This is a genomic window from Trichococcus alkaliphilus, from assembly GCF_003008695.1.
GTDB classification, from domain to species: domain Bacteria; phylum Bacillota; class Bacilli; order Lactobacillales; family Aerococcaceae; genus Trichococcus; species Trichococcus alkaliphilus.
On the sequence record NZ_PXZT01000007.1, the window covers coordinates 40,854 to 66,599 of the forward strand.

The 25,746-nt window shown below is 42.0% G+C and carries 21 protein-coding genes; 3 read left to right on the forward strand and 18 right to left on the reverse strand.

The genetic code is table 11. The features are described 5' to 3' along the window. Positions 1-22: 22 nt before the first annotated feature. From C7R73_RS07445 to C7R73_RS07455, 3 genes are all read right to left on the reverse strand, one after another. Positions 23-385, reverse strand: a complete 363-nt coding sequence (locus C7R73_RS07445; RefSeq protein ID WP_106449897.1) for a cupredoxin domain-containing protein — start codon at positions 383-385, stop codon at positions 23-25. A 136-nt stretch (positions 386-521) separates the two neighbouring features. Continuing rightward, a complete protein-coding gene (locus C7R73_RS07450; protein WP_106449898.1) occupies positions 522-959 on the reverse strand; it encodes a group I truncated hemoglobin in 438 nt (145 codons plus the stop codon). 417 nt (positions 960-1,376) lie between these two features. Further along, positions 1,377-2,066, reverse strand: a complete 690-nt coding sequence (locus tag C7R73_RS07455) for a M23 family metallopeptidase (protein ID WP_106449899.1) — start codon at positions 2,064-2,066, stop codon at positions 1,377-1,379. A gap of 220 nt (positions 2,067-2,286) precedes the next feature. Here C7R73_RS07455 and fabV point away from each other — a divergent pair, with 220 nt between their 5' ends. Both fabV and C7R73_RS07465 read left to right on the forward strand, forming a co-directional pair. Continuing rightward, on the forward strand, positions 2,287-3,483 hold the full coding sequence (gene fabV, locus C7R73_RS07460; protein ID WP_106449900.1) for an enoyl-ACP reductase FabV: 1,197 nt from the start codon (positions 2,287-2,289) through the stop codon (positions 3,481-3,483). A 254-nt stretch (positions 3,484-3,737) separates the two neighbouring features. Then, the gene (locus C7R73_RS07465; protein ID WP_106449901.1) at positions 3,738-4,499 is read left to right on the forward strand and encodes an AIM24 family protein; all 762 of its coding nucleotides are present in this window, start codon (positions 3,738-3,740) and stop codon (positions 4,497-4,499) included. Positions 4,500-4,593: 94 nt separating this feature from the next. Here the strand turns inward: C7R73_RS07465 and C7R73_RS07470 are convergent, their stop codons facing one another. From C7R73_RS07470 to C7R73_RS07490, 5 genes are all read right to left on the reverse strand, one after another. Then, positions 4,594-4,938 (reverse strand): metal-sulfur cluster assembly factor, encoded by a 345-nt coding sequence (locus tag C7R73_RS07470; protein WP_239992595.1) that lies wholly within the window; start codon positions 4,936-4,938, stop codon positions 4,594-4,596. Between the two features lie 17 nt (positions 4,939-4,955). After that, positions 4,956-6,668 carry a dihydroxy-acid dehydratase gene (gene ilvD, locus C7R73_RS07475; protein ID WP_106449902.1) on the reverse strand — a complete coding sequence of 571 codons (1,713 nt, stop codon included), beginning with the start codon at positions 6,666-6,668 and terminating at the stop codon, positions 4,956-4,958. Between the two features lie 166 nt (positions 6,669-6,834). Continuing rightward, entirely contained in the window at positions 6,835-7,248 is a 414-nt protein-coding gene (gene arr / locus C7R73_RS13840) for an NAD(+)--rifampin ADP-ribosyltransferase (protein ID WP_239992599.1), read from the reverse strand. Between the two features lie 468 nt (positions 7,249-7,716). Then, a complete protein-coding gene (locus tag C7R73_RS07485) occupies positions 7,717-8,436 on the reverse strand; it encodes a DNA alkylation repair protein (RefSeq protein WP_106449904.1) in 720 nt (239 codons plus the stop codon). Positions 8,437-8,719: 283 nt separating this feature from the next. After that, complete coding sequence (locus C7R73_RS07490; RefSeq protein ID WP_106449905.1) at positions 8,720-9,235, reverse strand: SRPBCC family protein; 516 nt, start codon at positions 9,233-9,235, stop codon at positions 8,720-8,722. A 208-nt stretch (positions 9,236-9,443) separates the two neighbouring features. Here C7R73_RS07490 and C7R73_RS07495 point away from each other — a divergent pair, with 208 nt between their 5' ends. Continuing rightward, entirely contained in the window at positions 9,444-10,511 is a 1,068-nt protein-coding gene (locus C7R73_RS07495) for a PQQ-dependent sugar dehydrogenase (protein WP_106449906.1), read from the forward strand. A gap of 453 nt (positions 10,512-10,964) precedes the next feature. Here the strand turns inward: C7R73_RS07495 and C7R73_RS07500 are convergent, their stop codons facing one another. The 10 genes from C7R73_RS07500 to C7R73_RS07545 form a co-directional block, all read right to left on the reverse strand. Further along, positions 10,965-11,660, reverse strand: coding sequence for a DUF4145 domain-containing protein (locus C7R73_RS07500; RefSeq protein WP_106449907.1), 696 nt, complete (start codon positions 11,658-11,660; stop codon positions 10,965-10,967). A gap of 116 nt (positions 11,661-11,776) precedes the next feature. Further along, the gene (locus C7R73_RS07505; RefSeq protein WP_106449976.1) at positions 11,777-12,928 is read right to left on the reverse strand and encodes a restriction endonuclease subunit S; all 1,152 of its coding nucleotides are present in this window, start codon (positions 12,926-12,928) and stop codon (positions 11,777-11,779) included. Continuing rightward, positions 12,921-14,549, reverse strand: a complete 1,629-nt coding sequence (locus tag C7R73_RS07510; protein ID WP_106449908.1) for a type I restriction-modification system subunit M — start codon at positions 14,547-14,549, stop codon at positions 12,921-12,923. The genes C7R73_RS07505 and C7R73_RS07510 overlap by 8 nt, the downstream gene beginning before the upstream one ends. A gap of 27 nt (positions 14,550-14,576) precedes the next feature. Beyond that, on the reverse strand, positions 14,577-17,351 hold the full coding sequence (locus C7R73_RS07515) for a type I restriction endonuclease subunit R (RefSeq protein WP_106449909.1): 2,775 nt from the start codon (positions 17,349-17,351) through the stop codon (positions 14,577-14,579). Positions 17,352-17,953: 602 nt separating this feature from the next. After that, the gene (locus C7R73_RS07520; protein WP_161525896.1) at positions 17,954-19,615 is read right to left on the reverse strand and encodes a recombinase family protein; all 1,662 of its coding nucleotides are present in this window, start codon (positions 19,613-19,615) and stop codon (positions 17,954-17,956) included. 17 nt (positions 19,616-19,632) lie between these two features. After that, positions 19,633-21,045: a recombinase family protein gene (locus C7R73_RS07525; protein ID WP_106449911.1), complete on the reverse strand. Its 1,413-nt coding sequence runs from the start codon at positions 21,043-21,045 to the stop codon at positions 19,633-19,635. Between the two features lie 195 nt (positions 21,046-21,240). Next, positions 21,241-23,046: a DUF927 domain-containing protein gene (locus C7R73_RS07530; RefSeq protein WP_161525897.1), complete on the reverse strand. Its 1,806-nt coding sequence runs from the start codon at positions 23,044-23,046 to the stop codon at positions 21,241-21,243. Continuing rightward, positions 23,039-23,566, reverse strand: a complete 528-nt coding sequence (locus tag C7R73_RS07535) for a hypothetical protein (protein WP_106449913.1) — start codon at positions 23,564-23,566, stop codon at positions 23,039-23,041. Before C7R73_RS07535 ends, C7R73_RS07530 begins: the two co-directional genes overlap by 8 nt. A gap of 444 nt (positions 23,567-24,010) precedes the next feature. Continuing rightward, complete coding sequence (locus C7R73_RS07540; protein WP_106449914.1) at positions 24,011-25,054, reverse strand: hypothetical protein; 1,044 nt, start codon at positions 25,052-25,054, stop codon at positions 24,011-24,013. Positions 25,055-25,174: 120 nt separating this feature from the next. Beyond that, a complete protein-coding gene (locus tag C7R73_RS07545; protein WP_106449915.1) occupies positions 25,175-25,693 on the reverse strand; it encodes a DUF1643 domain-containing protein in 519 nt (172 codons plus the stop codon). Positions 25,694-25,746: the final 53 nt, after the last annotated feature.

Genomic DNA, 25,746 nt, shown 5'->3' on the forward strand with positions numbered 1-25,746 from the left:
ATTCTCTTCTCCCTTTGAAAAATCAATAAGTCGATTTATTTTCAACTACTACGATTTTCCCTTTCATTGTGGGGTGTATTCCGCAAGAATAATCATAAGTTCCCGCTGTTGTAAACGTAAATTCAAATGTTTCTCCTTTTTCCAAATCAGGAGAGTTGAAGGCAGATGCTTTGATGTTGTGAACAGTAGCCTCGTTATTAGTCCATTCCACTACAGCGCCTTTTCGTACAGTTAGATTCGAGGGTTTAAAAGAAGAATTTTCGATGCTTACTGCAGGTGTTTGACTGTTTGTGGCATCAGTTGAATTTCCCGTGTTTGATGAGCAAGAAGTAAACACAACGGCAAAAAATAGCATCAGGAATACGCTAAACACTTTTTTCTTCATGATAATTCCTTCCCCTTTCCTTAAAAAAAGCCTATCAGAATAACATATACTCTAATGTGCTTTGAATACTCTTATTAAGTTTCATTTATTCTGCCAAAAGCAGTCAAAGCATCGGTGGCTCCGCCAATTATCACCACTACTGCTTGGATGCTTCATAGTATCCGGTAGTTACTTCGTCTTTATGTGCAGAAAAGGCACCTAACACTTCATTCTTTTCCTTTTCGGGCACGTGGAAGTAATCAAGCGTTTCGGCAAGTATATTAGCAACCGCGGCAAATTCATCAGGGGAAATATGCAGGTCAAAATGTGCTTTCTCCATTCCCATCTGTGTTTGCCCTGGCTTTGTGCCGATATAATTAAATGGTCCACCTGCAGCTGCGCTTACCCAAAGTGTCCTCATAAACTTCAGACCTGGCAATCTACCCAACTGCTTAGTGTGCCATTCCCTCAAATCTGGATTTTGCGACCCTTGCCCAGCAATCGGATCTTTGATGATTTCATCACTAAAACGGTCTACAACTGCGGCGATTGCAAATACTCCACCAAGGCGTTCGTACAAAGTCTTCTCTTCCATAATCTTATGCCTCCCTTATTAAATTAGTATTTTTGTAAATTTATCATACCGTTGATGCATTATTAATTCAGAATTACACCTTAATTGCATCTTCAGTTTTGGATAACATAATGGCTTGCTTCCATTTCTAGAGTTTTAAGCAAGCGCACTCTATGTGTCCGTTTACATTTCCGAACAACTCTTAAATGCACTCCTTTATTTCCTCAAATTATTAATCCGGTTTATTTTCCCCATTTTCCTTATAAAAAAATCGTGAGTTGCTTTGCATATTCATTATACAGCGCATATTTTCCTTTGTAAAAAAAATGCCGTATTGGCAGTCAATCAACCTTACTGTCATCACAGATTGGCTTCAGATGGTTTATAATACTTCAATGATGCCCCTTTACTACGGCAATCAGCTTTCGAGGTGAATTATCAGTTATACCTTATCCTATCTTTATCTGTGGGAATGCCATTAACTACTTTATTCCATTCCCCATCTTGGAATACATCATATTTTTCAAAAGCACAAGGCAATCCATTTGCAGTAAGTATGTCACTGCTATCCATAAGCTGAAAATGGAGATGGGGAGCAAAGGAATTGCCTGAATGACCCACTCTGCCAATAATCTCCCCTTTTTTTACGCTCTGACCAGTTGAAACCTGAATAGACCCTGTTTGAAGATGAACTAACGCAGCATATATATTTTCGCCACATGCCATTATGATGTAGTTGCCGGCAACCGATTGTATGTCGTCTTTTCTCGGATCAAAAAAATGAGCATTTTTATAAGCGTTAATCATATCTGACCACAAATTCGTCCGTGTTCGCTCTTTATAGCCATCCTTGGCTTGGATAATGATTCCATCGCAAGGTGCGTATACATCTTGTCCCCAACAATAATATTCATTCAACGGAACCCCAAAAAGAAGATATTGCGCCAAACTAACGCGATAAGCTGGTAAGCCCTTTCTTTTCCAGTCAACTTGTATAAAGTCATAAGCATATCTTGTTCCTAATCGGTTTGTGCCATGACTAGGAATTTTTGTCCCTGGAGTGTTTGGAGAAAGCCATTCTCCCCTCAAAGGAAATTCAACAATTATCGGCTCAAGTGTATTAATCATCTCATTTCTCCTCCCTGTACGATAATGATATAGGCAGACTTGGTATTTCCCTCAAAAATAGATTTCGTATTACAAAACCCCTTATTCATTACATAAGGGTAGAATACAATACTGAAACACCTGTGGCTAACTTAAACTCGAAATTTTTGCAGATAATTATTCTTGAGAAGCATTTTCTGGTATTATATTCTTATGACATTTTAATGGAGGAAAATCAAACATGTTGGAATTTAAACAAAATATACGGGGAAATGTGGCCCTTGGTGTAAACCCGCTTGGATGCAAGCAGGAAGTATTGAATGAAATCGAATATGTAAAAAACAAAGGAACTTTTGTAGGTCCGAAAAAGGTACTGATCATCGGTGCATCATCAAGCTATGGTTTAGCTACCCGGATCAGCCTGGCTTTCGGCGCGGGCGCGGACACGATCGGCGTTTCTTTTGAAAAGGGACCGAAGAACGAAAGGAATCTCGGCACAGCCGGTTGGTATAATAACATCGCTTTCCGTGAAGCCGCTGAAAAAGAAGGCCTGATCGCCAAAAATTTTGTGCAGGACGCCTTCAGCCACGAAAGCAAGCAAGAAGTCATCGAGTACATCAAGAACGAGTTTGGCGGCAAAGTAGACTTGATCGTTTACAGTCTGGCAAGCGGCAGAAGAACAGATCCCGATACCGGAGAGACATACACTTCCGCAATCAAAGCGCTTGGGGAGCCAGTGGTTGGCCCTAATATCAATATGCAAAATCAGGATTTCTATACCGAAACGTTGGAACCAGCAACTGACCAAGAAATCGCTGGCACGCTCAAAGTTATGGGTGGAGAAGACTGGCAATTATGGATGGAAGCGTTGAAAGAAGCCGATGTATTGGCCGATGGGGTCCTCACGACAAATTACTCTTATTTGGGAACAGAGCTGAACCGTCCTTACTACGGTGGCGGCACCCTTGGTCTTGCTAAAGCAGACTGTGATGAAAAGGCGAAGACTATCAATGCGTTGTTGGCTGACATCAACGGAAAAGCCCAGATTGTGGTGGCTACTGCCGTGACCACTAAAGCAAGCTCCGTGATTCCGTTCTTCCCTGTTTATTGCATCGGTCTTTACAAAGTCATGACGGAAAAAGGCACCCACGAAACACCGATCATGCACATCGACCGCATCTATCGCGACATGGTTTATGGTACTAAGGCTGAGTATGACGAAGCTGGCCGCCTGAGACCGGATAGCTGGGAACTTGACAGCGACACGCAAGCTAAAACGAAGGCACTGATCCAACAATTGAACAAAGAGAATTTCAATACTGATAAAGCAGCGTATGACATCCTTTACAAAGAGTTCTCAATTTTAAGTGGGTTCATGGTTGATGGCTATGTTGAGCAAGAAGTTACGATTGAAGATTTGAAAGCATTGGAATATTAAGCTATTTTGGTGACACCAATCACCCTCTATCCGCAATAATGAATGAAAGTCTTGGCTCTGAGAGTCAAGACTTTTCTGCTTCTACGGATAGCAACATAAGCGTTCCTCTTCAATTAATTTATCAGCATCCGTCTAGATATTGGGAGCAAATCAAAATAGTGTTATAATAATAGACAATGATACAGCACAATTGAATAAGCCTTTATTGATCAGAAACAACTATTGATTCTGTAAAAGAAAGAAGGAAAACGAATATGTTTAAAGTAAGAAATTTTGAAGATAACAATGATGTTAAGATTGTGGAAGAACTGGGAGCTTTTAAAGTAGTGGAATATTTGAAAGATTTGAGTGTCGATCATTTAACAGCTCAAGCCGCTTACTACGCTTCTGAAATGAATGTCAGAAGAAGGCAGCTGGTATGCGATGTCAGTCTTTCCGACATCACTGTTCAATCAGGAGCTATGCAATGGATGGTGGGTGATGTCAGTGCTACAACAGGGCTTAAAGGAGTGGGCGATCTCATTGGAAAAGCTTTCCGAGGAAAGGTTACTAATGAATCTGCAATTAAGCCTGAATACACCGGAACCGGCAAACTGGTATTAGAACCTACCTATAAGCATATTTTACTTATTGATGTTGATGACTGGAATGGCTCAATAGTGATTGAAGATGGGTTGTTTTTAGCTTGTGATTCAGAATTGAACCACAAAGCCGTTATGAAGTCTAACCTTTCTTCTATTGCAATGGGTGGAGAAGGTCTTTTCAACCTGGGTCTTTCTGGTGGGGGAATTGTCGCCCTTGAATCGTATGTACCGAGAGAAGAACTGATAGAAATAGAGTTGGAAAATGATGAATTAAAGATTGATGGAAATATGGCGATTGCTTGGTCTGGCAGCCTAGAATTTTCAGTGACACGATCAGGCAAGACACTCCTGGGTTCGGCCGCATCCGGCGAAGGTTTGGTTAACGTTTATCGCGGAACAGGCAAAGTTTTGATGGCGCCCGTTCTTCGATAAAAGAAAGTCGCTTTCGAATCCAGCAATAATTGAGTTCATTCAAAAAAGGATCGGAACAAAGTGTATCAAAAACACTTTGTTCCGATCCTTTTTCTTATCTGCCTGGATTGATTCCAAGCGAAATGCGGCCGAAGCGCGTGATGCGATCCAACACCCAGGCAGGACTCCACACGATCTTAATTTTGACCGCATTGATGAAATCCAGCGGCTCAAGCTGTTCATGGACGCCCTTTAAAATATGCTCCGAGCAAGAGCAGCCGGCACCTGTGAAGGTTAATCGGACAGTGCAAAGCCCGTCATCCTCCAGGTCGATGCCATAGATTAATCCGAGATTGACGATATCGAGACCGATTTCCGTATCCATGACGTTCATCAGTTGTTCTTCCAGTTCTTCAATGTGCTGGCCCGCTTGACCAGTATAAGCGATGGCTTGTTCCACTATGCAGCACGCCTCCTTTATTTGTCCTCAAATGGATTGCGGTTGAAAAAGTCGGTAACGGCGCCTTTTGATGCCGATGACACGATGTGTGCATATTTGCCCAGGACACCCCTTGATTTCAAAGGCGGCAACACCAGTTTTTCGCGGCGCTTAGCCAACTCTTCATCAGATACTTGCATCGTCAACTCACGCGTATCCTGGTCAATGATGATCGTATCATTCGTTTCCAGCAAGGCAATCGGGCCACCATCTTGTGCCTCCGGTGCGACATGCCCAACCACGAATCCGTGTGAACCGCCTGAAAAACGGCCATCTGTGATCAGACACACTTTGATGCCTTTTCCGGAAATGATGCTCGATAAGGACAACATTTCTGGCATACCTGGCCCACCTTTCGGCCCGACAAAGCGCACAACCACCACATCACCTTCAATAATCTCTCCGTTCAAGGTCGCTTCGATCGCCGCTTCTTCGGTGTTGAAAACCTTCGCCGGCCCTTCATGGCGTCGTTCCTTCAGTCCGGAAACTTTTACGACAGCGCCATCAGGAGCAAGATTGCCTTTCAAGACAATCAACGGGCCATCTTTGCGTTTCGGATTCTCAAGCGTCATAACCACATCTTGACCTTCTGCTAAAGGCGCCACGTTTTCCAAGTTTTCCGCCAGTGTCTTTCCAGTTACGGTCAAACAGTCGCCGTGCAACAAGCCGTTATCAAGCAAGTATTTTTGAACGGCGGGCACCCCTCCGACATTGTATAGATCTTGGAAGACATATTTTCCTGAAGGTTTCAGATTTGCCAAATGCGGTACCCGTTTTTGGATATCATTGAAGTCCTCAATCGCAAAGTCCACCTCAGCGGCATGGGCAATCGCCAATATATGCAAGATGGCGTTGGTCGATCCACCCAATGCCATCGTGATCACCACGGCATTCTCCAAAGATTTACGCGTGATGATGTCGCGCGGACGGATATTTTTTTCGATCAAGCCGATGATTGCTTCGCCTGCTTCGAAAACATCTTTCAATTTATCACCCGTTGCCGCAGGATTTGACGATGACCCCGGCAAGCCCAGCCCCATCGTTTCAATCGCCGATGCCATTGTGTTGGCCGTATACATACCGCCGCAAGCTCCTGGTCCAGGACAGGCGTTGCATTCGATCGCCCGTACTTCTTCTTCCGTCATTTCGCCGTTGTTCCACTTTCCGATGGCTTCAAAAACGGATACGAGATCGATGTCGTTGCCATCCTCATCTTGCCCCGGAGCAATCGTGCCCCCATAAACAAAAATGGATGGAATGTTCGCATTGGCCATCGCAATGACAGAGCCCGGCATGTTCTTGTCGCAGCCGCCGATGCTGATGAATGCGTCCAGATTTTGGCCGCCGACCGCAATTTCGATCGAATCCGCAATCAGATCGCGCGAAGGCAATGAATAGCTCATCCCCGGTGTCCCCATGGCGATGCCGTCTGAAACGGTCACTGTCGTAAACTGGATCGGCCAACCGCGCTGCTTTTTGATGCCGTCTTTTGCGATTGCAGCCAAGTCGTTCAAGTGGATATTGCAAGGTGTGTTCTCAGCCCAAGTGCTGATCACTCCGACCATAGGCTTTTTAAAGTCTTCGTCATGCATGCCTGTCGCGCGCAACATCGCACGGTTCGGCGACTTCACAACCCCATCATAGACGAAGCTGTTGATGCGTAAATCTTTTTTATTTTTTGCGTTATCCATTCCCAAACCCCTCCCGTAATTTCATGCACAAACACTTACTATTAATCGAATTTTAACATTTTTGTACATAAAAAACTAACGGGGTCCCTTGGGCGATTTAGGATATAACAGAGAGTGTTGCTTGAAAAACTAAATTCATGAATTCAGGCGCCACCATGTTGCGTCCTCAATTAATAATTTCGCCTTTATTATTGGCCAATTTTTCACGCCACTGCCGAAGTTCCTCCGGCGTTTGTCGCAACCAATCGGTTACTTCGCCAACAATTTTTAAAGGTGCTTGCGAGCGATAGGAACGTGTCAGATTTCCCGGGAATTTCTTGTCTGTAACATTTGGGTCATTCTCAAATTCCCCTGTCGGTTCCACAATATAAATACGTTCCCTTCCATTTCCTTTTGCTAATGCGGCTGCAAGTCCTGCTCCACTGACCAAGGCGGTGAAATAAATGTGGTTCATTTTAAGTTCGGATTTGTAATTCGATTCCCCTTTTGCTGTCAGTAGATCGCCAACCTGCAAGTCTGCTTTTGTCCCATGAAAAAAGGGGCCTGGGTCAGAAGTCGCAAGCTTATACGAATTTGACAAGTCAACGTTCTTTTTTGCCTTTTCAGAATCGGATAACGCCTCATAGCATTTAGCAATGTTCAAATATAACGATGGAAAAGCACTCTTAACTCCAGCATCATTCAGTTTTAACGCAAACTGCAAAGATGTTTCGAACCATTTTAATTTGTCTGAACTATTTTTTTTATCTCGGGCTACATAATAAGCTGCAATGAATTTTTCGAAATCGTCTGTTGCTTCACTCCAGGCTTCAAGAAATAGCAAGCTCGCCTCTTCAGGTTTGCCGCTGTCTTCCATGCCCATACCCCGAAGAAGCAGTTGAATGATTTTGTTGTTGGGATCGAATTGATTATCCATCTTCTTTCACCTCTTAATTATTGAACCGCCAACTGAACTATACTGATGCCCTGCTCCTCAAAAAGCCACTGCATTTTGTAACGTATAAATGCAGCTTACAAAAGCTACGAAAGTGAGAATGCTGACTCTTACTCACTTTTTCTTCTCTGTTTTCATGGCCTCTTGCTTCATTGGCTTTGGCATTTTTTCAATAGCATACCTTAATGCAGTTCTAGGCATTGTGTCCCGCTTGCTTAATACATACTGGTATACCTCATCTTCATACTTTGTGCATAAAGACTTCAGCATCCAGCCATACCCTTTTTGCACTAAATCCTCAGTATCCAATAATAAACTGTCGGCAATTTCGAATATATCGTCCTTAAATAGACCCTTTTTGGCTGGTATGATAAGCGATACAGCTGACGCCCGCCTAACCCATCTGTTTTGGGATTTTGTCCAATCTTTTAATTTTTCTATATACCCTGGATACATTTCCAAGAATGTTCCAACAGTGTGGTTACAGAAAGTATCACAAGTTGCCCAGTTGGTCACATATTCATTTACCCATCTTTCGAACAGAGGAAAATCATCTTCAGTGTACTGTTTCTTGATCGCATATGTCCAATTGCAGGCAATGAAAGCTTCCTCCATCATTCCGGAAATCCACAGTTGTTCGCATAAATCAAATATTTCTTTTTTTGAAAGCTTCTTGATGCTTTTAAATGCCTCTCTGGAAATTTTCGAGACTGTCATCGTTTTTACGCCATAGAACCTTACTTCTTCTTTAAAAAATCTTTTGCCGCTTTCCTTTGTCGTTTCGTCTGAATTATTGATTAGTTCCTGCCTTATCTGTTCGATTATGTTAGACATAGCCCACCACCCTCTCAAACTTTTACCCAATCTTTTTTATCAGTACGTTGAAGTAAGATCATTTCGCTTCATTATCTCAACACCGGTGATTTTAATCAACTTGTTGGGATTGTCCTTTTTTAAGTTTTCAAAAAAAATAACGAAAAGCATTTACTTAAGCTTTTCGTTATTCCCGTTCTGTTTTTTCCCGCATTGATGGTGGTTCAGAACTTTTAACCATCAATGCCATACGGCCAATCATAAAACACACTGCCTATAGAACAACAAATTTCCTCAATCGCGACTAAGTTGACTGTTTTTCCAACAATTTATCTAAACGCTCCCATGTCTCAGTGATACCACCTATCATGCCCGTATCGAGCAAACTTTTCAGCGCCTCAGCATCTTCGAGCTCCGTTTTACTGATAAGTTTCGTTTGATTGCCTAAATCCATGAAGTCCATCGTGATTTTACTGGCTGGCATATCAGGATCTACCCTTCCCGTCTTGTCAGAGAAGTAATCCATATATGCAATGCGTTCCGGTTCGACAATTTCTGTGTAGTTGGCTTTACCCCAATATACCATTCCGAATGTCTCTTGGCTGGGATCGGCTGACTGCATGCCATAATGCCATTCGCCACCTTCGCGAAAGTCCATCTTTGAATGCGGCAATTCAAAGCCGTGCGGGCCCCAAAATTCTTTTAGATATTCCGTGTCTGTAAACATCTTGAATACTTTTTCCCTTGGAGCATCAAAAAGCCGTTCCATTATCAGTATCCGTTCATTTTCTATGTGCCAAATAAGCTGATTCTGTGACATTGTCTTTCCTCCTCTATCAAAATGAAGCAATCAAAATGCAAAGGTGCTATCATTACTACACACCTATTGTAGAAGAAACAAAAAAAGAGTGTCAAATATTTAGGATTATTATGGCAGGTAACATAAGTTCCACCGAATTATTTCATCTCGTCCTACCCTCGCAGTATAATGACCTTAAAGAGGCTTATTCGCGAAGGAGCGGAAAAAAATGAAGAAAATCTTTTTTCTGGGGTTATCTGTGTCACTTCTATTAGCAGGTTGCTCGTCGCTAAAACAATCGCCAGCATCGGATAGCACTGAAGCAAGCAATCAGCATCGTGATGGAGCTGTGGAGTTAGCTGGAAATTTAGACGTGCCATGGTCAATTCAGAAGCATGAAGATGTTTTTTATATTAGTGAAAGACCGGGAAATATTGTAAGAATTGCAGGAAGTGAGTTAGAACGGCAAACAGTTCATTTAAGCGAAGACTTATCTGGTGGATCAGAGGCGGGATTACTTGGTTTTATCTTAGACCCAAACTTTGAAGAAAATAATGAAGCTTTTGCCTATTATACTTATTTGAACGCAAAAGGAGCCTTTAATAGAATCGTCAAATTGCGTTTGAAAAATAATGAATGGGCAGAAGTTGAAATATTGCTCGATCCACTTCCAGGAGGAAACTTTCATGACGGTGGCCGATTAGCCATCGGACCAGATAATAAATTGTATGTGACCGTAGGAGATGCCCATAACCTCAATGAGGTTCAGGAATTAGATTCATTGAATGGGAAAATTTTAAGATTAAATCTCGATGGGACAATACCTGAAGACAATCCATATGAAAGTAGCTATATTTTTAGCTATGGACACCGAAATCCACAAGGGCTAGTTTGGACTGCTGATGGGACAATGTACGCAAGTGAACATGGAAATAATGCCAACGATGAAATTAATATAATCGAAGCAGGCAAAAATTATGGCTGGCCGCTTATTGAAGGAACAGAAGAACAGGACGGTATGGAGGGTCCGTTATTTACCTCTGGTTCTGATGAAACTTGGGCTCCTTCTGGCATGGATGAGTGGAATAATCACTTATACGTAGCTGCATTGAGAGGGAGTGCTATTCTAGAGTTTGATTTAGAAAATCAAACTGTTCATTCTTTTATCGAAGACTATGGAAGAATAAGAGACGTTTTAATTGTTGGCGATGACCTATTTTTTATAACAAATAACCTTGATGGTAGAGGTAATGGATCTTCCGATGATGATAAATTATATCGAATAGAATTAAAATAAATATGAATAATAGGAATTCCATATGAGAGTATTTATTGTAGCTGCTCTCAACAAGTGGCACAGTTCTCAAGTAATTTCTTTGCACGATGATCCGTAAAGCAAAAACAAAGCGGGAAGCCCGTCATTATGGGATTTCCGCTTTATCGGTTCTATTCTCTTTTCAAGCCATTTCTACAAACCGCTCAGTAATACCTTCATACCGGCATTTTCCTCAAAAAAATGCCCCCTAAAAACGTGTTCTGATTCGCAAAATGTTCCGCCTAAGCTGCCAATCCCACACGGTCAAGAACAGGCCGTTTAGTGATTGTCCTCTTGGTACTCACCTTCTGGACGCGAATCATCACACTCTCTTATTTATGATAAGCATGTGCGTAACATTTTAAAAGGATATTTTCTCGGAACAGCCTTAACACGAAATTGTACCGTATTTTTTCATTTTGAAATTTTATAGGCTCATTTTGGTTTATTTAAAAGTACTCCCACTTCTTCCGCAACAAATTCTGCCTCCACAAGATTAGTCATTACTTTTATGTATTTTTTAATGTCATCAACACCATATTCAGGATGTTTTTGCACCATATGAGTTTGGTCGTTTCCCAGCCATGATGATGCCTTAGAAATACTTTGAAGTAAGGGATTTTCTAATCTTTTGATTGTTTCTCCTAATGGTTCACTTAATATTGAGTCTTTTTCTGTTCCATTATCCAGGTTTTTTGTAACATACTCTTTTACAAAAAACTCTAAAGCTTTTCTGTATCCCATACCAGCAAGTTCATTTAAATCAGATTCCTCTGCTTTTTGAGATTGAATTAGTATTCTTAAAAAATCAGGATACTCTTGCTGAACCTTTTCTGGAATATTTATATCATTAGAAAAATTGGGATAAGTATTTTGATAATGAGTATCAAATGAGCCACTATAATTATCCACACAAAAATATATATGCATAGATAAATTGTTACAATTAAGACATTCTGTTGTAATAGATAAAACATTCTGTCTTGTATTCATTGATCCAGTTAAAGGTTCTTGCCTACCTGTCTGATTACAATATGGACATTTAGTCATTACATCGACAGTACAGGTATCTTCAAATATATTTTTATTGTCATTTGGATCAATACGAAAATATTGCACGCTCATTTCCATGTAAAGGAATACCTCTTTTCGTTTAATTTTATAATTAAGAAAATATAGACCCCTGAATAATTTGTGTAGGTCCGGGCAAAATATCCCCTAACTACTTTCTATCACGTCATTTTTTATTACACAAACATCTGTTGCATAAGTCCTTTTTTCTGTTGCTTCAATGCTTCTATTTTTCGTATTGATATTTCAATCTTTATATCTAGAGCAGAAAGAACATCAGCAATCTTTTTTTGCTCATCTTCACAAGGTAATCTAATATTTTCCTTTTTATAATCTTTGAAATATATGTGCGGTATAGTACTCCCTGACACATATGACAAAAAATTAATAATTTGAAGCCTAAAATACAGAAATTTAATATCCACTGTATCTGTAGGAAGCAAATACCCCATCGTTCCTAAGACAGAAGATTTACCTTTGCAGTACCTAATTCTACCTACACCTGCTCCATCTTTTATAATAGAGACATACTCATTTTCCTGATCGTATTTGTCAATATTAAGTACCAAAGAATTAGCATCATACAAAGGGTATATTTCTTCACCGTTATATTCTTTGAAAGAATCCAAACTAATGTTAGATGATTTATATAAACATATCTCCTCTAACGTAATCTCTCTCCAGTCTGGATAATCGTTTCCATCATCGTCTTTGAACCGCAATTCTTGATTGAAGATTTTTTGTAACATGGCCTTCTTTAGTTCTTTGTAGTTATATAATTGTCGCTGATGAAGAGCGATAGTAATGTCTAACTGATTGAAGAAAGTACCTAGTTTAGTTTGCTCTTCCAATGGTGGAAGATTTATACCTGTTGAAAGAATGTTGCTGTTGTAAAGTCTCTTAATCGTGCTCCCTTCCAAGCCAGACCATTTAACAACTTGATAAAATTGCTTTAAGAACGAATTATCAATTAAGGACTTATCTGTTTTTAGCCAAACAATATTTGAATCCTGATAATAGGCTTTTTCACCTTCATAAACAACGGTTCTACCAATTGTTCCAGAAGCAGACATCAGAATATCTCCAATTTCGGGATATGGATAATTTTTTTTATATTCTTCGAATAATTCATTTGGAATAAAAGAATCCGGGCTGCCTCCAAAAGTTCCAATTTTATAAAAAGGAATATCACCAAATGCAGTTGTCTGATCTTTAAAAATCCTCTTGCACATAACAACTGAACCAACCTCACCTAACTTACGCTGTTCCCAAGTGTCAGCAAAGCCTTTAAAGCGAATGGTAGGAGTTTTGTGTTTTTTACTACTCATTCCCATCACCAACATTCATCAATTTCGCTAGTGCATTCTGCAATTCTCGGTCTACTTTTTCATTCGTTCCATGCAATTCTCCAAACATCGCAAACAGTTCTTTCTCCGCCTGCAGGATTTCTTTTTGGGTCTGTTGGATTGCGGTTGCAACTTCATCAAGCGAGATTTGTTCTTCTTCTTCAAACGTATCCACGTAACGAGGGATGTTCAGGTTAAAGTCATTCTCTTTGATTTCATCCAGAGTCGCTACATAGCTGTATTTGTCGACCGTTTCTCTTTTTTCGTAGGCAGAAACAATCTTTTCCACGTGTTCGTCCGTCAAGTTGTTTTGGTTCTTGGCTTTTTCGAAGTCATTTGAAGCATCGATGAAGAGAACCGTGTTGTCGTTTTGACGGCACTTCTTGAAGACTAGGATACAGGTTGGGATGCTGGTTCCGTAGAACACGTTAGCCGGTAATCCGATGACGGCATCCAAATAGTTCTTTTCTTCAATCAGGTACTGACGGATGGTCCCTTCAGCTGCGCCACGGAATAGGACACCATGCGGTAGGACAACTGCCATCGTACCATTGTCATCCAAGTGATAGATCATATGTTGCACAAAAGCAAAGTCCGCCTTCGATTTCGGAGCTAGTTTGCCGTAGCTACTGAAGCGTTCATCATCCAAAAACTTCGCATCGGCACTCCAGTTGGCGCTGTAGGGTGGATTGGCAACTACGGCCTCAAAGCGCATGTCCTCAAAATGTGGATGCTCCAACGTATCACCCAATTCTATGTCAAAGTCCTGAAAGGATACTTCATGCAGCAACATGTTCATGCGGGCTAAGTTGTAAGTGGTACTGTTAAGCTCTTGACCATAGTAGTGACGAACCTTTGCTTCATCCCCTATCCGAAGCAACAACGAACCAGAGCCGCACGTTGGGTCAAAGACATTTTTCAGGTCTGTTTTGTTGAGTGTAACGATTTTCGCTAAAATTTTGGACACTTGTTGAGGTGTGTAGAACTCGCCAGCTTTTTTACCTGCATTGGCCGCAAACTGTCCAATCAGATACTCATAGGCATCCCCCAGCACATCAATTTCCGCATCTTCATGCATGAAGTCGATCCCATTCAGGTGAATCATGACTTTTGCGATGAGGCTAGAACGGGCTTTTACCGAATTACCCAATCTGGATGAAGATAGATCCATGTCATCAAACAGGTGATTGAAATCCTCTTGGCTGTCATGCCCTAAAGTGGATTCTTCGATTTTGCTGATGGCTTTCTCCAACACTTCCACGTCAAAATTTCCTTGTTCGCCCTTTTCGATTTCTGCCACCATAGCCGAGAAGAGGTCCTGCGGTTCGATGACATAGCCGATTTGATCTATCAATTCCGCCTTCAACCCTTCACGTAGTTCTTCATCTTCAAAAGCTTTTTGATAAGAGATTTTGTCTACTGCGAGAAAATCATCAACCACTATTTTCTCTGTCTTTTCGGACAGGTAACGGTAAAAGATGAGTCCCAGAATGTAGTTACGGAATTCACTGGCATCCATCGTGCCTCTTAGATCATTGGCGATGGCCCATAGTTTCTTGTGTAGTTCTGCTTGCTGTGTTTTTTGCTTTTCAGTAATGCTCATGTGAGTCTCCCTTTTTCGTTTTCTTTCTTATACTGACATAAATTTCCGGGTATTTTCTAGGACAAATTCAAAAATACGATTGATTTTCTTACGTTTTTTCATGAAACTGTCGCTGATTTGATTTGAAACGCGTTCTCGATTTAGACTGCCACTGTATTCGTATTCCGCCAGAAATTCATTGACAATAGCCGGCTCCAGTTCCACATCTTGCGCAAAGTCGTAGATTTCCCCTTCACGTTCCTCTTCTTCGAAGGCGTTGTAAGCTTCGTCAACGTTGCTGTCCTTTTCAAGCGCTGGCAAAACGGTATCCAGGAACTTGCGAATCAGATCTGCTTTCAAGCGCAAGTCTTCATTGTCTGCCTGGTTCAATAGGCGGTGGATGGTTGCCACGTCCTTCTCGCGTTCGGCATCGTCCGCCAGATTGATGTTGCGGATGAGGTTCAGGATGTAGCTGACATTGATGGTGTCCGTTTGGATGACTTCGATCGCAAAGTCGATGTTGTCGAGGATGGAAACTTCCTCACCCTTCTTTTTCTTTTTCACCTTATCATAGATGGCGAAATACTTACTCTTAAAGTCCTGGTAGTTCTGTTCGACTATCCCGAGGGTATCTTCCAAAAATTCAAATTCATCGAATGTCCGCATCTTCAAAAGCAATTTCGACAGCTCCCTAAAGAGTACCACAAATTGATACTGGTCTTCTTCAGATTCCAATTGATCGACCGATTCGGGTGTCGGGGAAAGTTGCAGTAAGGACGCCAATGCTGAACGGAATTCGGCTAGGTATTCCCCATAGCTCGCCATCAGGACGATGTTGGTGTCGTTCGTTTTTGAATACAGTTTGATGGCTTCATCCGTTTGGTACTTCAGGTTGCGGTAGCACACGATGTTTCCATAGGGTTTGGTTTCTTTTTCGATCCGGTTGGTCCGTGAGTATGCTTGCAGCAAGGTGTGGTATTTCAGATTCCGATCCACGTACAATGTGTTGAGAGGCTTGCTGTCGAAACCCGTCAGAAACATGTCCACCACGATGAGGATGTCCAGTTTTTCGCCAGACACACCTTTCTTGATGCGTTTGGACACATCCGCAAAGTAGCCGCTGAAATTATCCGTTGCGAAATTCGTGTTGAAGGCTTCATTGTAGTCTTTCATGATTCGTTCTAGGCTGTCCCTTGAGTGCTCCGTTGTGATGTCTTCATTGCCGGGCTCGTTCGCGCCATAGGTGAAGATGCTGGACACAGTGACGCCTTTTGCGTGTTTCTTGAACAGGTCATAGTATTTGATCGCCATCTTGATGCTTTGGACAGTGAAGATAGCGGTGTATTGCTGGTCTTTGGTCTTCTTGCGGTGATTCTTCAGGATATGCTGAGTGATGTCCTCCAGACGTTCATCTGCCATCCACACTTCATTCGTGTTGATGCCTGCAACTCGTTCCTGATCCTCTTCGTCGAACTGGCCCCGGAAGGTGCTGATGTATTCCACCGAGAAACCCAATACATTCTCATCCCGGATGGCATCCTTGATCAGATAGCTATGCAGACATCTTTGGAAAATGTCCGCTGTCACCCGGCCGTCTTGACTAGGGTTCTCCGGAAAACGAGGGGTTCCCGTGAAGCCGAAATACTGGGCATTCTTGAAGTGCTTATGGATCAACTTGTGCATCTCACCAAATTGGGTCCGGTGGCATTCGTCAATGATGAACACAACCCGATCTTCCCGGTAGCTATCGATTACCTTACGGCCAGATTTGATGGCATTAGCCATCTTTTGGATGGTCGTCAGAATCAACGGTTTGGTCTTGTCCCCCATCTGTTTCAACAGTGTGTATGTGTTGTCGGTCATGTCCACCGAATCTGCTTCAAATTTGTTGAACTCCGCGAGTGTCTGAGAATCTAGGTCTCTTCTGTCCACTAGGAAGAACACTTTTTCGATGCCTTCCTCCTGAGCGATGATCTGACTAGCCTTAAATGAGGTCAGTGTTTTACCACTGCCTGTCGTATGCCAGATGTATCCGTTGTTCCGCGTTTCCAATGCTTGCCGAACCAATGCTTCCACTGCATAGACTTGATAGGGACGCATCACCATGAGGATCTTGTCCGTTTCGTTCAGTACCATGTAGCGGGCTATCATCTTCGCCAAATGGCATTTCTCCATGAAGCTGTCCGCAAATTCATTCAATAGGTTGATCCGGTTGTTGTCCACATCGGACCAGTAGAACATCTGGCTTTTCAGGATTTCTCCGTCGCTGTTGGAGAAATAGCGGGTTTCTTGGCTGTTGCTGATGATGAAGACTTGGATGTAGCGGAACAGTCCTGTGTAGGTATGTTTCCGATAGCGCATGATTTGGTTGAATGCTTCCGTCATGTCTACGCCACTTCGTTTCAGTTCCACTTGCACGAGCGGCAGACCATTGATCAGGATGGTCACGTCGTACCGATTGGCGTACTTGCCCTCCATGCTGATCTGATTGGTTACCTGGAAAGTGTTTTTGCACCATTCTTTGGTGTTGAATAGCTCTAAGTAGAGGTTCTTGCCGTTGTCGCGTTTTAGCAGCACCTTGTCCCGCAGGATCTTGGCACTGTCGAAGATGCTCTTGCCGTTGATCTGTGTCATCAGACGGTCAAATTCTTTATCTGTTAAGGGCTCATCCCCTATGTTGGCGCTGTTTCGTGTTTCCAGAATGGTACGGAAGTTCGCAATCATCGTTGCTTCGCTTTTCACTTCCGGAACCCATTGGTAGCCCTTTGAGACTAGTTGTTCGATTAGTTTGTTCTCTAATGCTGATTCACTCTGATAGCCCATTCTATCCCTTCTCCTCCGGTACGCAATGTCGCTTGATTGCCTTTTTTTCATTATCTCAATATTCCGTCAGTTATTCAATGTTATTCTGGCTATTAGGCGTGTCCTGATGCCGAATCTACTGGAACGAAAAAAAAAATAGGGTTCTTCAGATTGATTGATTACTTTTTGTCTCAGATCAACTGCCCTTTTCCGTCCCCTGTGCCCGGCCTCCTAGCCCGCACGTTTTTCTTATCTTTATTGAATTTCCCCGTTTTCCCGTTAATTTTAGCGGTTAGAGCTGCTTTTTTCATTTACCTTGGCGGTATGCTCTTTTGTAAAACTAACATTATTTTTATGGGAAAACGGGATTATTATAGTTTATATGTGTTAGTTACTTATCTATATTGAATCTTGTCATCCCCGTTTGCTTCCCGCACGCTTGGGGGCGGCTGGGAAGCTAAGGGATTTCCTCATTCGGGAGAGGGTGAAGAGCTAGGGTTTCCTCACCACCATCTGGGTACCACCTGCAACTAAGACAAGTGGGAAAGCAAAGTCCTACGGCTAGCCAGATCGGAAAGACTAGACATTCAGCAACTCCCGATTGTTGTAGGTTCTCCATTCCTTCACAGTATCAGACAAAACTCCTGAGTCAAAACAAAAGAGCCATCACCCTCGGTAGGTGATGACTCTTTTTCAGTGGCGTGATTCAGTTTTCTGACGAAGTCCTGGCTAAACACCAGATGGAGCGTCACTTCTTTACTCTTCTTATCGAACGTAATCTTTTCGATGAACACTTTGTAGATTTCTTTCAAATCTTTGTTTTGTTTGCCGTCAATGCTTCTACCGAGATGCTCAAGTGTTCTTTTCGCTTCTTCAAAGGAGACACTTTGGGCATCCCTACTTAGCTCCCTGTGCAGTTGCCGTTCCTTTTGCACAAGTTTCTGCTTCTCTTGTTCCAGTTGTTTGATCCGCTTATTCAGATCCGTAGCTATTTCAGGCGCTTCAAGCATCAAATCCAAAAGCTTCTCGGTACTACTTCCTTTTTGTTCGATCTCCACCTTGATCAGTTCCAACTCTCTTTTGACAGGTTTTTCTCGATCCTGCAGTTGTTGGTTCATTCGTTCCACTACTCTTTCCAATACTTCGGGTTGTGCCACAACTTCCTTTAGATTTTCGGCGACCTTGCTTTCGGCTAGCTCAGCCTGAATGCTATTAGCGTGGCACACAGAGGCTCCCTTATTTCGGAATTGGCTGCAGCTGTAGTACCGGATCTTTTTCTTTGTTCCATCCTTCAATTTGTTGTAGACATTGTTTATCACCATCGAAGATCCGCATTCAGGGCATCGAATCAGCCCTGTCAGAACGCTGGTGCCAGTTTTGTTCCAAGAGGGATGCTTACTGCTGGCCTTCAACTTCAGCTGAACCTTTTGCCACAGCGCCTCATCCACAATGGCTTCATGCTGTCCCTCGACAACGAAAGCATTCTCACTGAGTCCCTTCCTACGTTTGTCCGCCCACTTTTCGTATTTATTATATTGGATTTTGCCTATGTATGTCTGGTTGTAAAGAATGTCTTTGACCGCAATCGTACTAAACGGGTTCCCTTGTTTGGTCTTGTACCCGGACCGATTGAAGCTGTTTGCTATTGCCCGGTATCCCTTTCCAGTAGCCGCCTCTTGAAAAATCATGTGAATCAGTTTAGCTTCTTCTTTGTTGACTTGCAGAACTTTTTTGCCGTTTTCGTTTTCTACATTATCGTAACCAAGGATTCTGCCGCCATTCCAACCGCCATCAAAGGCTCTTTTAGTCATACCGAGTTTCACGTTTTCTGCGATTTGGTTTCGTTCCAATTCGTTGACCGATGCCATTATCTGCAACATGAAGCGTCCGGTGGTGGTATCTACCTGAAACTTCTCGCTGATGCTGTAAAAAGCAATGTCTTGTTTCTGTAAGACGTTTACGATTTCCAGCAGGTTCATCAGGTTTCTGGCAACCCGACTGATTTTCCAAACGACTACGGCATCGAACTGACCGCTTTCCGCATCCTGAAGTAGTTGCTGCATCTCAGGACGCCCTTTAATGTTCTTCCCGCTCTTGCCTCGATCGACGTACACTCCAACGCATTCCATGTTCTCCCGCTGGCAGTACTCTTGGATCGTTTGGATTTGTGCATCAATGGAGTAGCCTTCTTCCGCTTGCTCCTGCGTACTAACACGCACGTACCCTACACAGCGCTTCTTACGGAACGTTTGTGAAGGTGTGCTGTTCATCAGTAGTTGTTCCATGCCCTCACTCCTTTTTCTTACAAAATGTTTGTCTTCCATCCTTTTAGGTAAATGCCAAGTACTCTCTTTTGGTTATCTATTTCAATCCGATCAATGACTTCCTGAAAAAACTGGTATTGTTGCACAGTCGGCATCTGTTGTACAATTCCAATGTTTACTATTCGTTCAGTCAATTCTTTCAAATGGACCGTATCAGGAACCTCATCTTTCGGCTGGACAGCTTCATCCTCTGATTTGTACTGATTTAACCGCTTCAACTCATCCGCTAGTTGTTTAGCTGAAAACGTGCCTCTTTCAAAAGCCTCCAATGCTGTCTGTTTTCGGCTCTCGATACTTCCTATTTTTTTGGCGTGTTTTTCTTTTTTTTCTGTGAATTTTTGTTGTAGCTTACTTTGAATCCGCTCTAATCGTTCTTTATCGTTTAAAAAGGCCGCTACTGCAGTCACTACCTGTATTTCTGTCTTCTCAGCTCTCAGATGGATTCCCTCACAGCCAATTTTTCCGTTTGAGCTATTTGAGGAGCAGCCGTAGTAGTACAACTTTTTGTATCCCCTACTTTTTTGGTTGGGGCTCACGATGTGGATGGAAAGGTTGTTACCGCAATAGGGGCATTTAATTTTCTTTTGTAGCAGATTCCGCCTAAAATCTTTCTTCACCACATGCCTAGATTTCTGAATTTGTTGAACAGCAGCCTGCATCTCCGGCGTTACAATCGGTGAATGGCTTCCCTGCACTCGACCAAATTCATTTTCGATGTAACCAGAGTAGAACGGATTCGTGAGGATATTCCTTACGTTGTGCACCTTGAATGGGTTACCACGAAACAATACTCCTTTTGAAGAGAGACGGGAGCAAATTTTTTTATAGCCGCTGCCATTTATGTACAGATTGTAGACCGTTCTAACCGTTTCAGCTTCATCATCTAGGATTATTATCTTATCCTTCGTATAGTATCGGTAGCCAAAAGGAACACGCGCTGACAAATGGAAACCCATTTCATGTTTTTTTCGGAGCCCAATTCGCTGATTCTCCGAAATCAATTCCCTTTGAAGTTGCGCGACACTGCCCACCACAGAAATCTGAAATCTGGCCATGGAATCACCTGTTGCAGTAATCGGATCGGAAATGCTGATGATGGTTACATCGTACTGGATGCAGAAATCGTACAGGTCCAGCAAATCAGAAACGTTTCGACTGATTCGGTCTAGACGCCACACGTACAAAAAATCAACCGCTTTGGTTGCGATGCTTTCTTTCATTAAAGAAAAGCCCATACGCTCACTATTCCCCCCACTCGCCTTATCGTAAAAAATACGTTCCAATCGGTGGCTTCGTTTGTCGGCTTCACTGCGGATGATGTCTTCCTGCCAAGCAAGACTAGCTTGTTTCGTGGTTGATTGCCTTACATATCCGATTGCTTTACTTTTCATAGTATAAGATGCCCTCGCTACTTACTAGCGGGGCATCCATCACTCTCCTTCAACTGAAATCAAACCATTAGCTGCTACATCTTAATTTCTTCTACATGGTCCAAATGATGCCAAAGAGCAAGCAATTGCTCCGCTACGACATCAACAAACACATCCACGTCTTCAGTCATTGTTCTCTTCTCCTTCATTACGTATTTATTCGATCTCATCGGCGGGATTGCCTACACAGTGTTCTTCCTCGGAAAAATCATCTGGCCTAAAGGAGTAAGATGTTCCCGTCGATGGAAGCATCAGAGATGGGGGTTCTACGAAAAGATGATGGTACTCTCGAGGAACGACTATGCTGTACAGCGGGGTTTTCTTCCTACCGATCCCTTCAACATCCAAATTTTTTCTCACCGTTTGCCTTCCTGACTCGGTAACGAGCAGACCCTTTTTTGCCCAATCTTTCAGAATTACTTTAGCATCCTGGTATTTAAGCTCTGTCATCATGGGCTCGAAGTGTAATTTCAGTATGGAAACAACGATTTCAGTTTCAAAATTAGCTGATCGCTTCGTCGAAATTAGCCCTATCACTTCGTAAGGTATACGTCCCTGATTATCCCGGACAAGTTTCGCCTGATGCTCAACGAGATATTGCAACACATCATCGAACGCTTTTGTACCATGATCGCGATCATCGAAATTGTCCTTATCGTTTTCAAGTAACATCGCTCGGAGAGCATCGACGTTTATCTCAATTCCGGTATGAGCCGCCAACAAAGCTGCAGTGGCCATTATAGCTGCAAGTTTTATCGAAACCCGACGCGTCGTATCTGAAGCAGGCATTTGTTCGAGCAACAACTTCCGTTGACGTTCAAACTCTTCATCAATTGAATGAAGCCCTACTTCGAACAGGCGAGTAACAAAATGGGGCAGTAGATTCCCGTAATGGTTTGAAATAGCGCTTTTGATGTTCTCCGATTGTGCTGCATCTCTGGTCCATTGAACATGGGAGAACTCTAAGATCCTTACTCGGAGTCCGAGGTTATTTGCCAGCCTATTGAAGATCGACAACTCGCCTGTTGATAGAATGACCGTTGACCAATGTGCACTTTCGCGTAAACCACCATCTTTTGTGGATCGATCCTTCTGCTTGCCTTCTGCTAAAGAATACAACAACGCCGTTAAGTCAACAGTCCGCGACTGAGAAAGCTCGTCGAAGCAGATCGGGATGCCGTTTACGCCATCCAAAGCGCTCATCATGGAGTTGATAGTCGCATTCCAAGATTTGAGCAACCCCTTATTCGTGGAGGTCGGTGCACCCGCCACACTTAATGCCAACATGGCCGCCGTCGTTTTGCCGCTTGATGATTGTCCATTCAAGGCAACGAAGAGGGTCTTTAAGTCAGTGTGCTTCGACTCAAGATATGCGACAATGGGTGCTGTACACCCAAGCACAACTGCCAATTCCAACGGAATGTGTCCTTGAATATGTGTGCGGTACATGTTCAGCCACGCTTTCAGAGACCCTTTTGGAAATACATTTAACTTTGCACTTTCTGACAAAGAGTAACCTCTTTCTGGGATTGCTTTTGCATGGAAGAAAACCGGCTCGTCGCCAGTTTCCCCCCACCCAAACTGATTAAAAACGTTTTCCACCTGAGCATGCGCTCTACTTGCCAACAGAGCTTCCGTAACTTGACGCTTATTGGCCATTGTTATATCGAGACCATACTGTATAAGTTGTTCGCTTCTCTGGCTTGTTAGCTGATCACTAGAAATCCACTGCGTTTCAGTTTTCTGCGTACTAACTCTTCGGTATTCCAGCTCGAGGGATTCAACCCCAGTAGTTCGGTCAACCCGAATGCTTTTTACCCGTGCAAAATCGGCTATTTTCATGTATTTATCGGTTTCTTTACCGCGAACCAAGATTCCTTCTTCTCTGTCGATGCAAAATCGTCCGAACAACAGCCTTGAAGAATTATGCGTAGGTGTAGGCGTCAACTCATCTCTATCCATTAAAAGATTCCCCATACCCCATATCCGGCAGCTCAAATTCTTCGCGTTCAGTGTGTGGCTCTAAGTGGTATAAGGACTCATCAAAATTAACGCCACCATCAGAAGATGGCCAAGAATATGGATCATCTTGCACCGGATATTCAATTAGATTCCACAAATTTTTGAATGTGTAATCACCATTGGGAGATGTTTGCTCCACTATCGTAATGATAAACGTTCTGCCGATTATTTGACGGAGATCGATAGAGCCATCATTCGCAATGCGAATTCCATCACCCAGCGATTCAATTAATCGATCATAGTTGTATGGCGTTCTCGCTACAGATGTTATACCAGGGAAGTATGCTTGGTATAGTGAATCCAGACCTGAAATCACGTATGATGACAATCGTTCTTCAATTTGGAAGGTGATGATCAGATTTTGGTTAGCGTTGTCCGACTCTTTTACTTCCAATACTTTAGCGATAGCGTGCATCCGAGCGTTGCCGCCTGTAAGTTGTTTAATATTAATTGTTGTCATAGTTGTTTTCCTCCTGCTTATGTGCCTAAAGTGACGGTTTCTACTAAGCTCACACTGGCCAGCGGTTTAGCTTGCCTTAATAATATTTGATTTCTAGGATTTAGTATTCACCGTAACAACTTTAAATGTTATAAGTTACAAGGAAAAAATAGACAAAACAAAAAAGCGCAAAGAAGCGTGCTACCTGTAGCAAGCTTCTTTGCGATCTGTAGAAGGTAATATCCACAAAAGAACTAAATATAGTTACAAACAAAAAAATAAAAATTCTTTTTTTTCTTCATTATATAGAAAAATCGACAAACGGTTTTGGTTTCATATTGAATTCGTTCACTTTACAAACGATAAATATTACGAAAAAGAACTGAATTATTTTTGCTCTTTTAATAATTTTATTTTTTTACGAATACAACCATTTTATGTAAGGATCGTAAAGGTGATTATATTTTATCTCCAAAAAGTCTCAGCAATGAATTCAGCTAAACTTTTATCACTTTTATTGCCTCCAGCTACTATATGCATATAATTTGAAATATTCTTGAGAGGATTCAATTCCTTATCAAGTCTATCTTTATCTAGATCTGGAATAAAACTAGATAAATTAATCATTTCATTCTTCAGTTCCATTTCCAATGTCGGACTTGCATTGAATCGAAAAAGTTCATTAAAAACACCCTCTATTTTTTCAAGATCTTCTAAAGTTAGATCTCTAAGTAATTGGCTGAGCATTTCATACCTTTTTTTCCTAGTCTTCTTCCAATCTGTCCCTTCGAAGTTGTGGCTCTCTATATCATCTAGAAAATTAGATAGTAATAGAGAGCTTTCAATTTCAAAATGGCCCACAAAATTTAAATGATACACTTTGATATTGCCCACCAAATTATTGATTAATGCACCGAAATTTTCTTTTCCAGCACTTTCTCTTAAACACTTCAAAGTGTTTTGTAACACACAAAAAAATAGAAAGTCTGATAATACTTGCAGTGGAGTTTGGTTGATGACAGCTACTTTATCATGATTTGCCACATTAACTTGCTTATCTCGTCCAAGTATTTTCAGTAAATCACTCAACAAACTTGTATATGTAAGTTTCTCCTTATTAGCATTGTTTTTTTGATAGGCATACATCGGATGATATGACATAAGAATCAGTATAGCAATAGCTAGTGGTCTGGAATGAATTGCCCTATGCCGATAATCAGAAAACACCTTATCGTCAAAACCTGCACTTCGGTATGAATTTCCATCTTCCATCTGCCTAATCCATATAGGTCCTAATGATCGCCATATATAATCGTCTTCCTCATCTATCATACTTTTCCCTGTAGCAGTACAAGAGACGAGCGTTACAGCATCCAGTAGTAATCTGTGCATATATTTTACATTATTTTCTCTCATTTCAGAACCCAAACGTAACATTCGCTTATTTTCTCCAGGTTCATTCTTAGGTCTTAAATACAGTGAAAAATCATACAAATCAATTATCTTCATTTTAAACCCACATCCTTGCACAATAATATAAACTTATTATACAAGGATTTTGCAGTTAGTACATCGATTCTTCCTTCATTAATGATTTACACTCGATTTACTTACTTGTATTGGGTATCCTTAATTTATTGGGAATATGTTCCACGATTTCCTGACATTCGGAGACAACGGATGGCACATTTTCCCAACGTCTTCATCCCCTATGTAAACGCACATCGCGGGAGACTGATCTAATTTAGAAATCAGTCTCTCCACACGTTGCTTCACAACCTTATTTTTATCCGGCAAGCTTCCCCATCCGAAGATTACCGTTTTGCTTTTCCCTACACAATCCAAAATAGTGTCATCGTTCGTTTTATTGGTTGCATTCGCAAATGCTTTCATCCCTCTAGCTGAGATACCCACCTTCGAAAATAGGTTGACAGAGTAAAAAGATCCGTATCCCATTTTATACAAATGATTCGTGATTAACATTTGTGTTGTATCCGTAATCACAAGTTCAGCTGAACCGGGATATAGCGTTATTATGGTACACGTTGGTTTATCCTTGTCCCATTCCTTGTATAGGACATAGCGATGTTTAGCATCATCTGATTCAGTCACCTCTACTTTTATTGCAGCCGAAATCTGCTTAACCATCAAACCACCTTCTTTCCCTTTATCACTTCTTCTATGACAATTATTGAAACTGA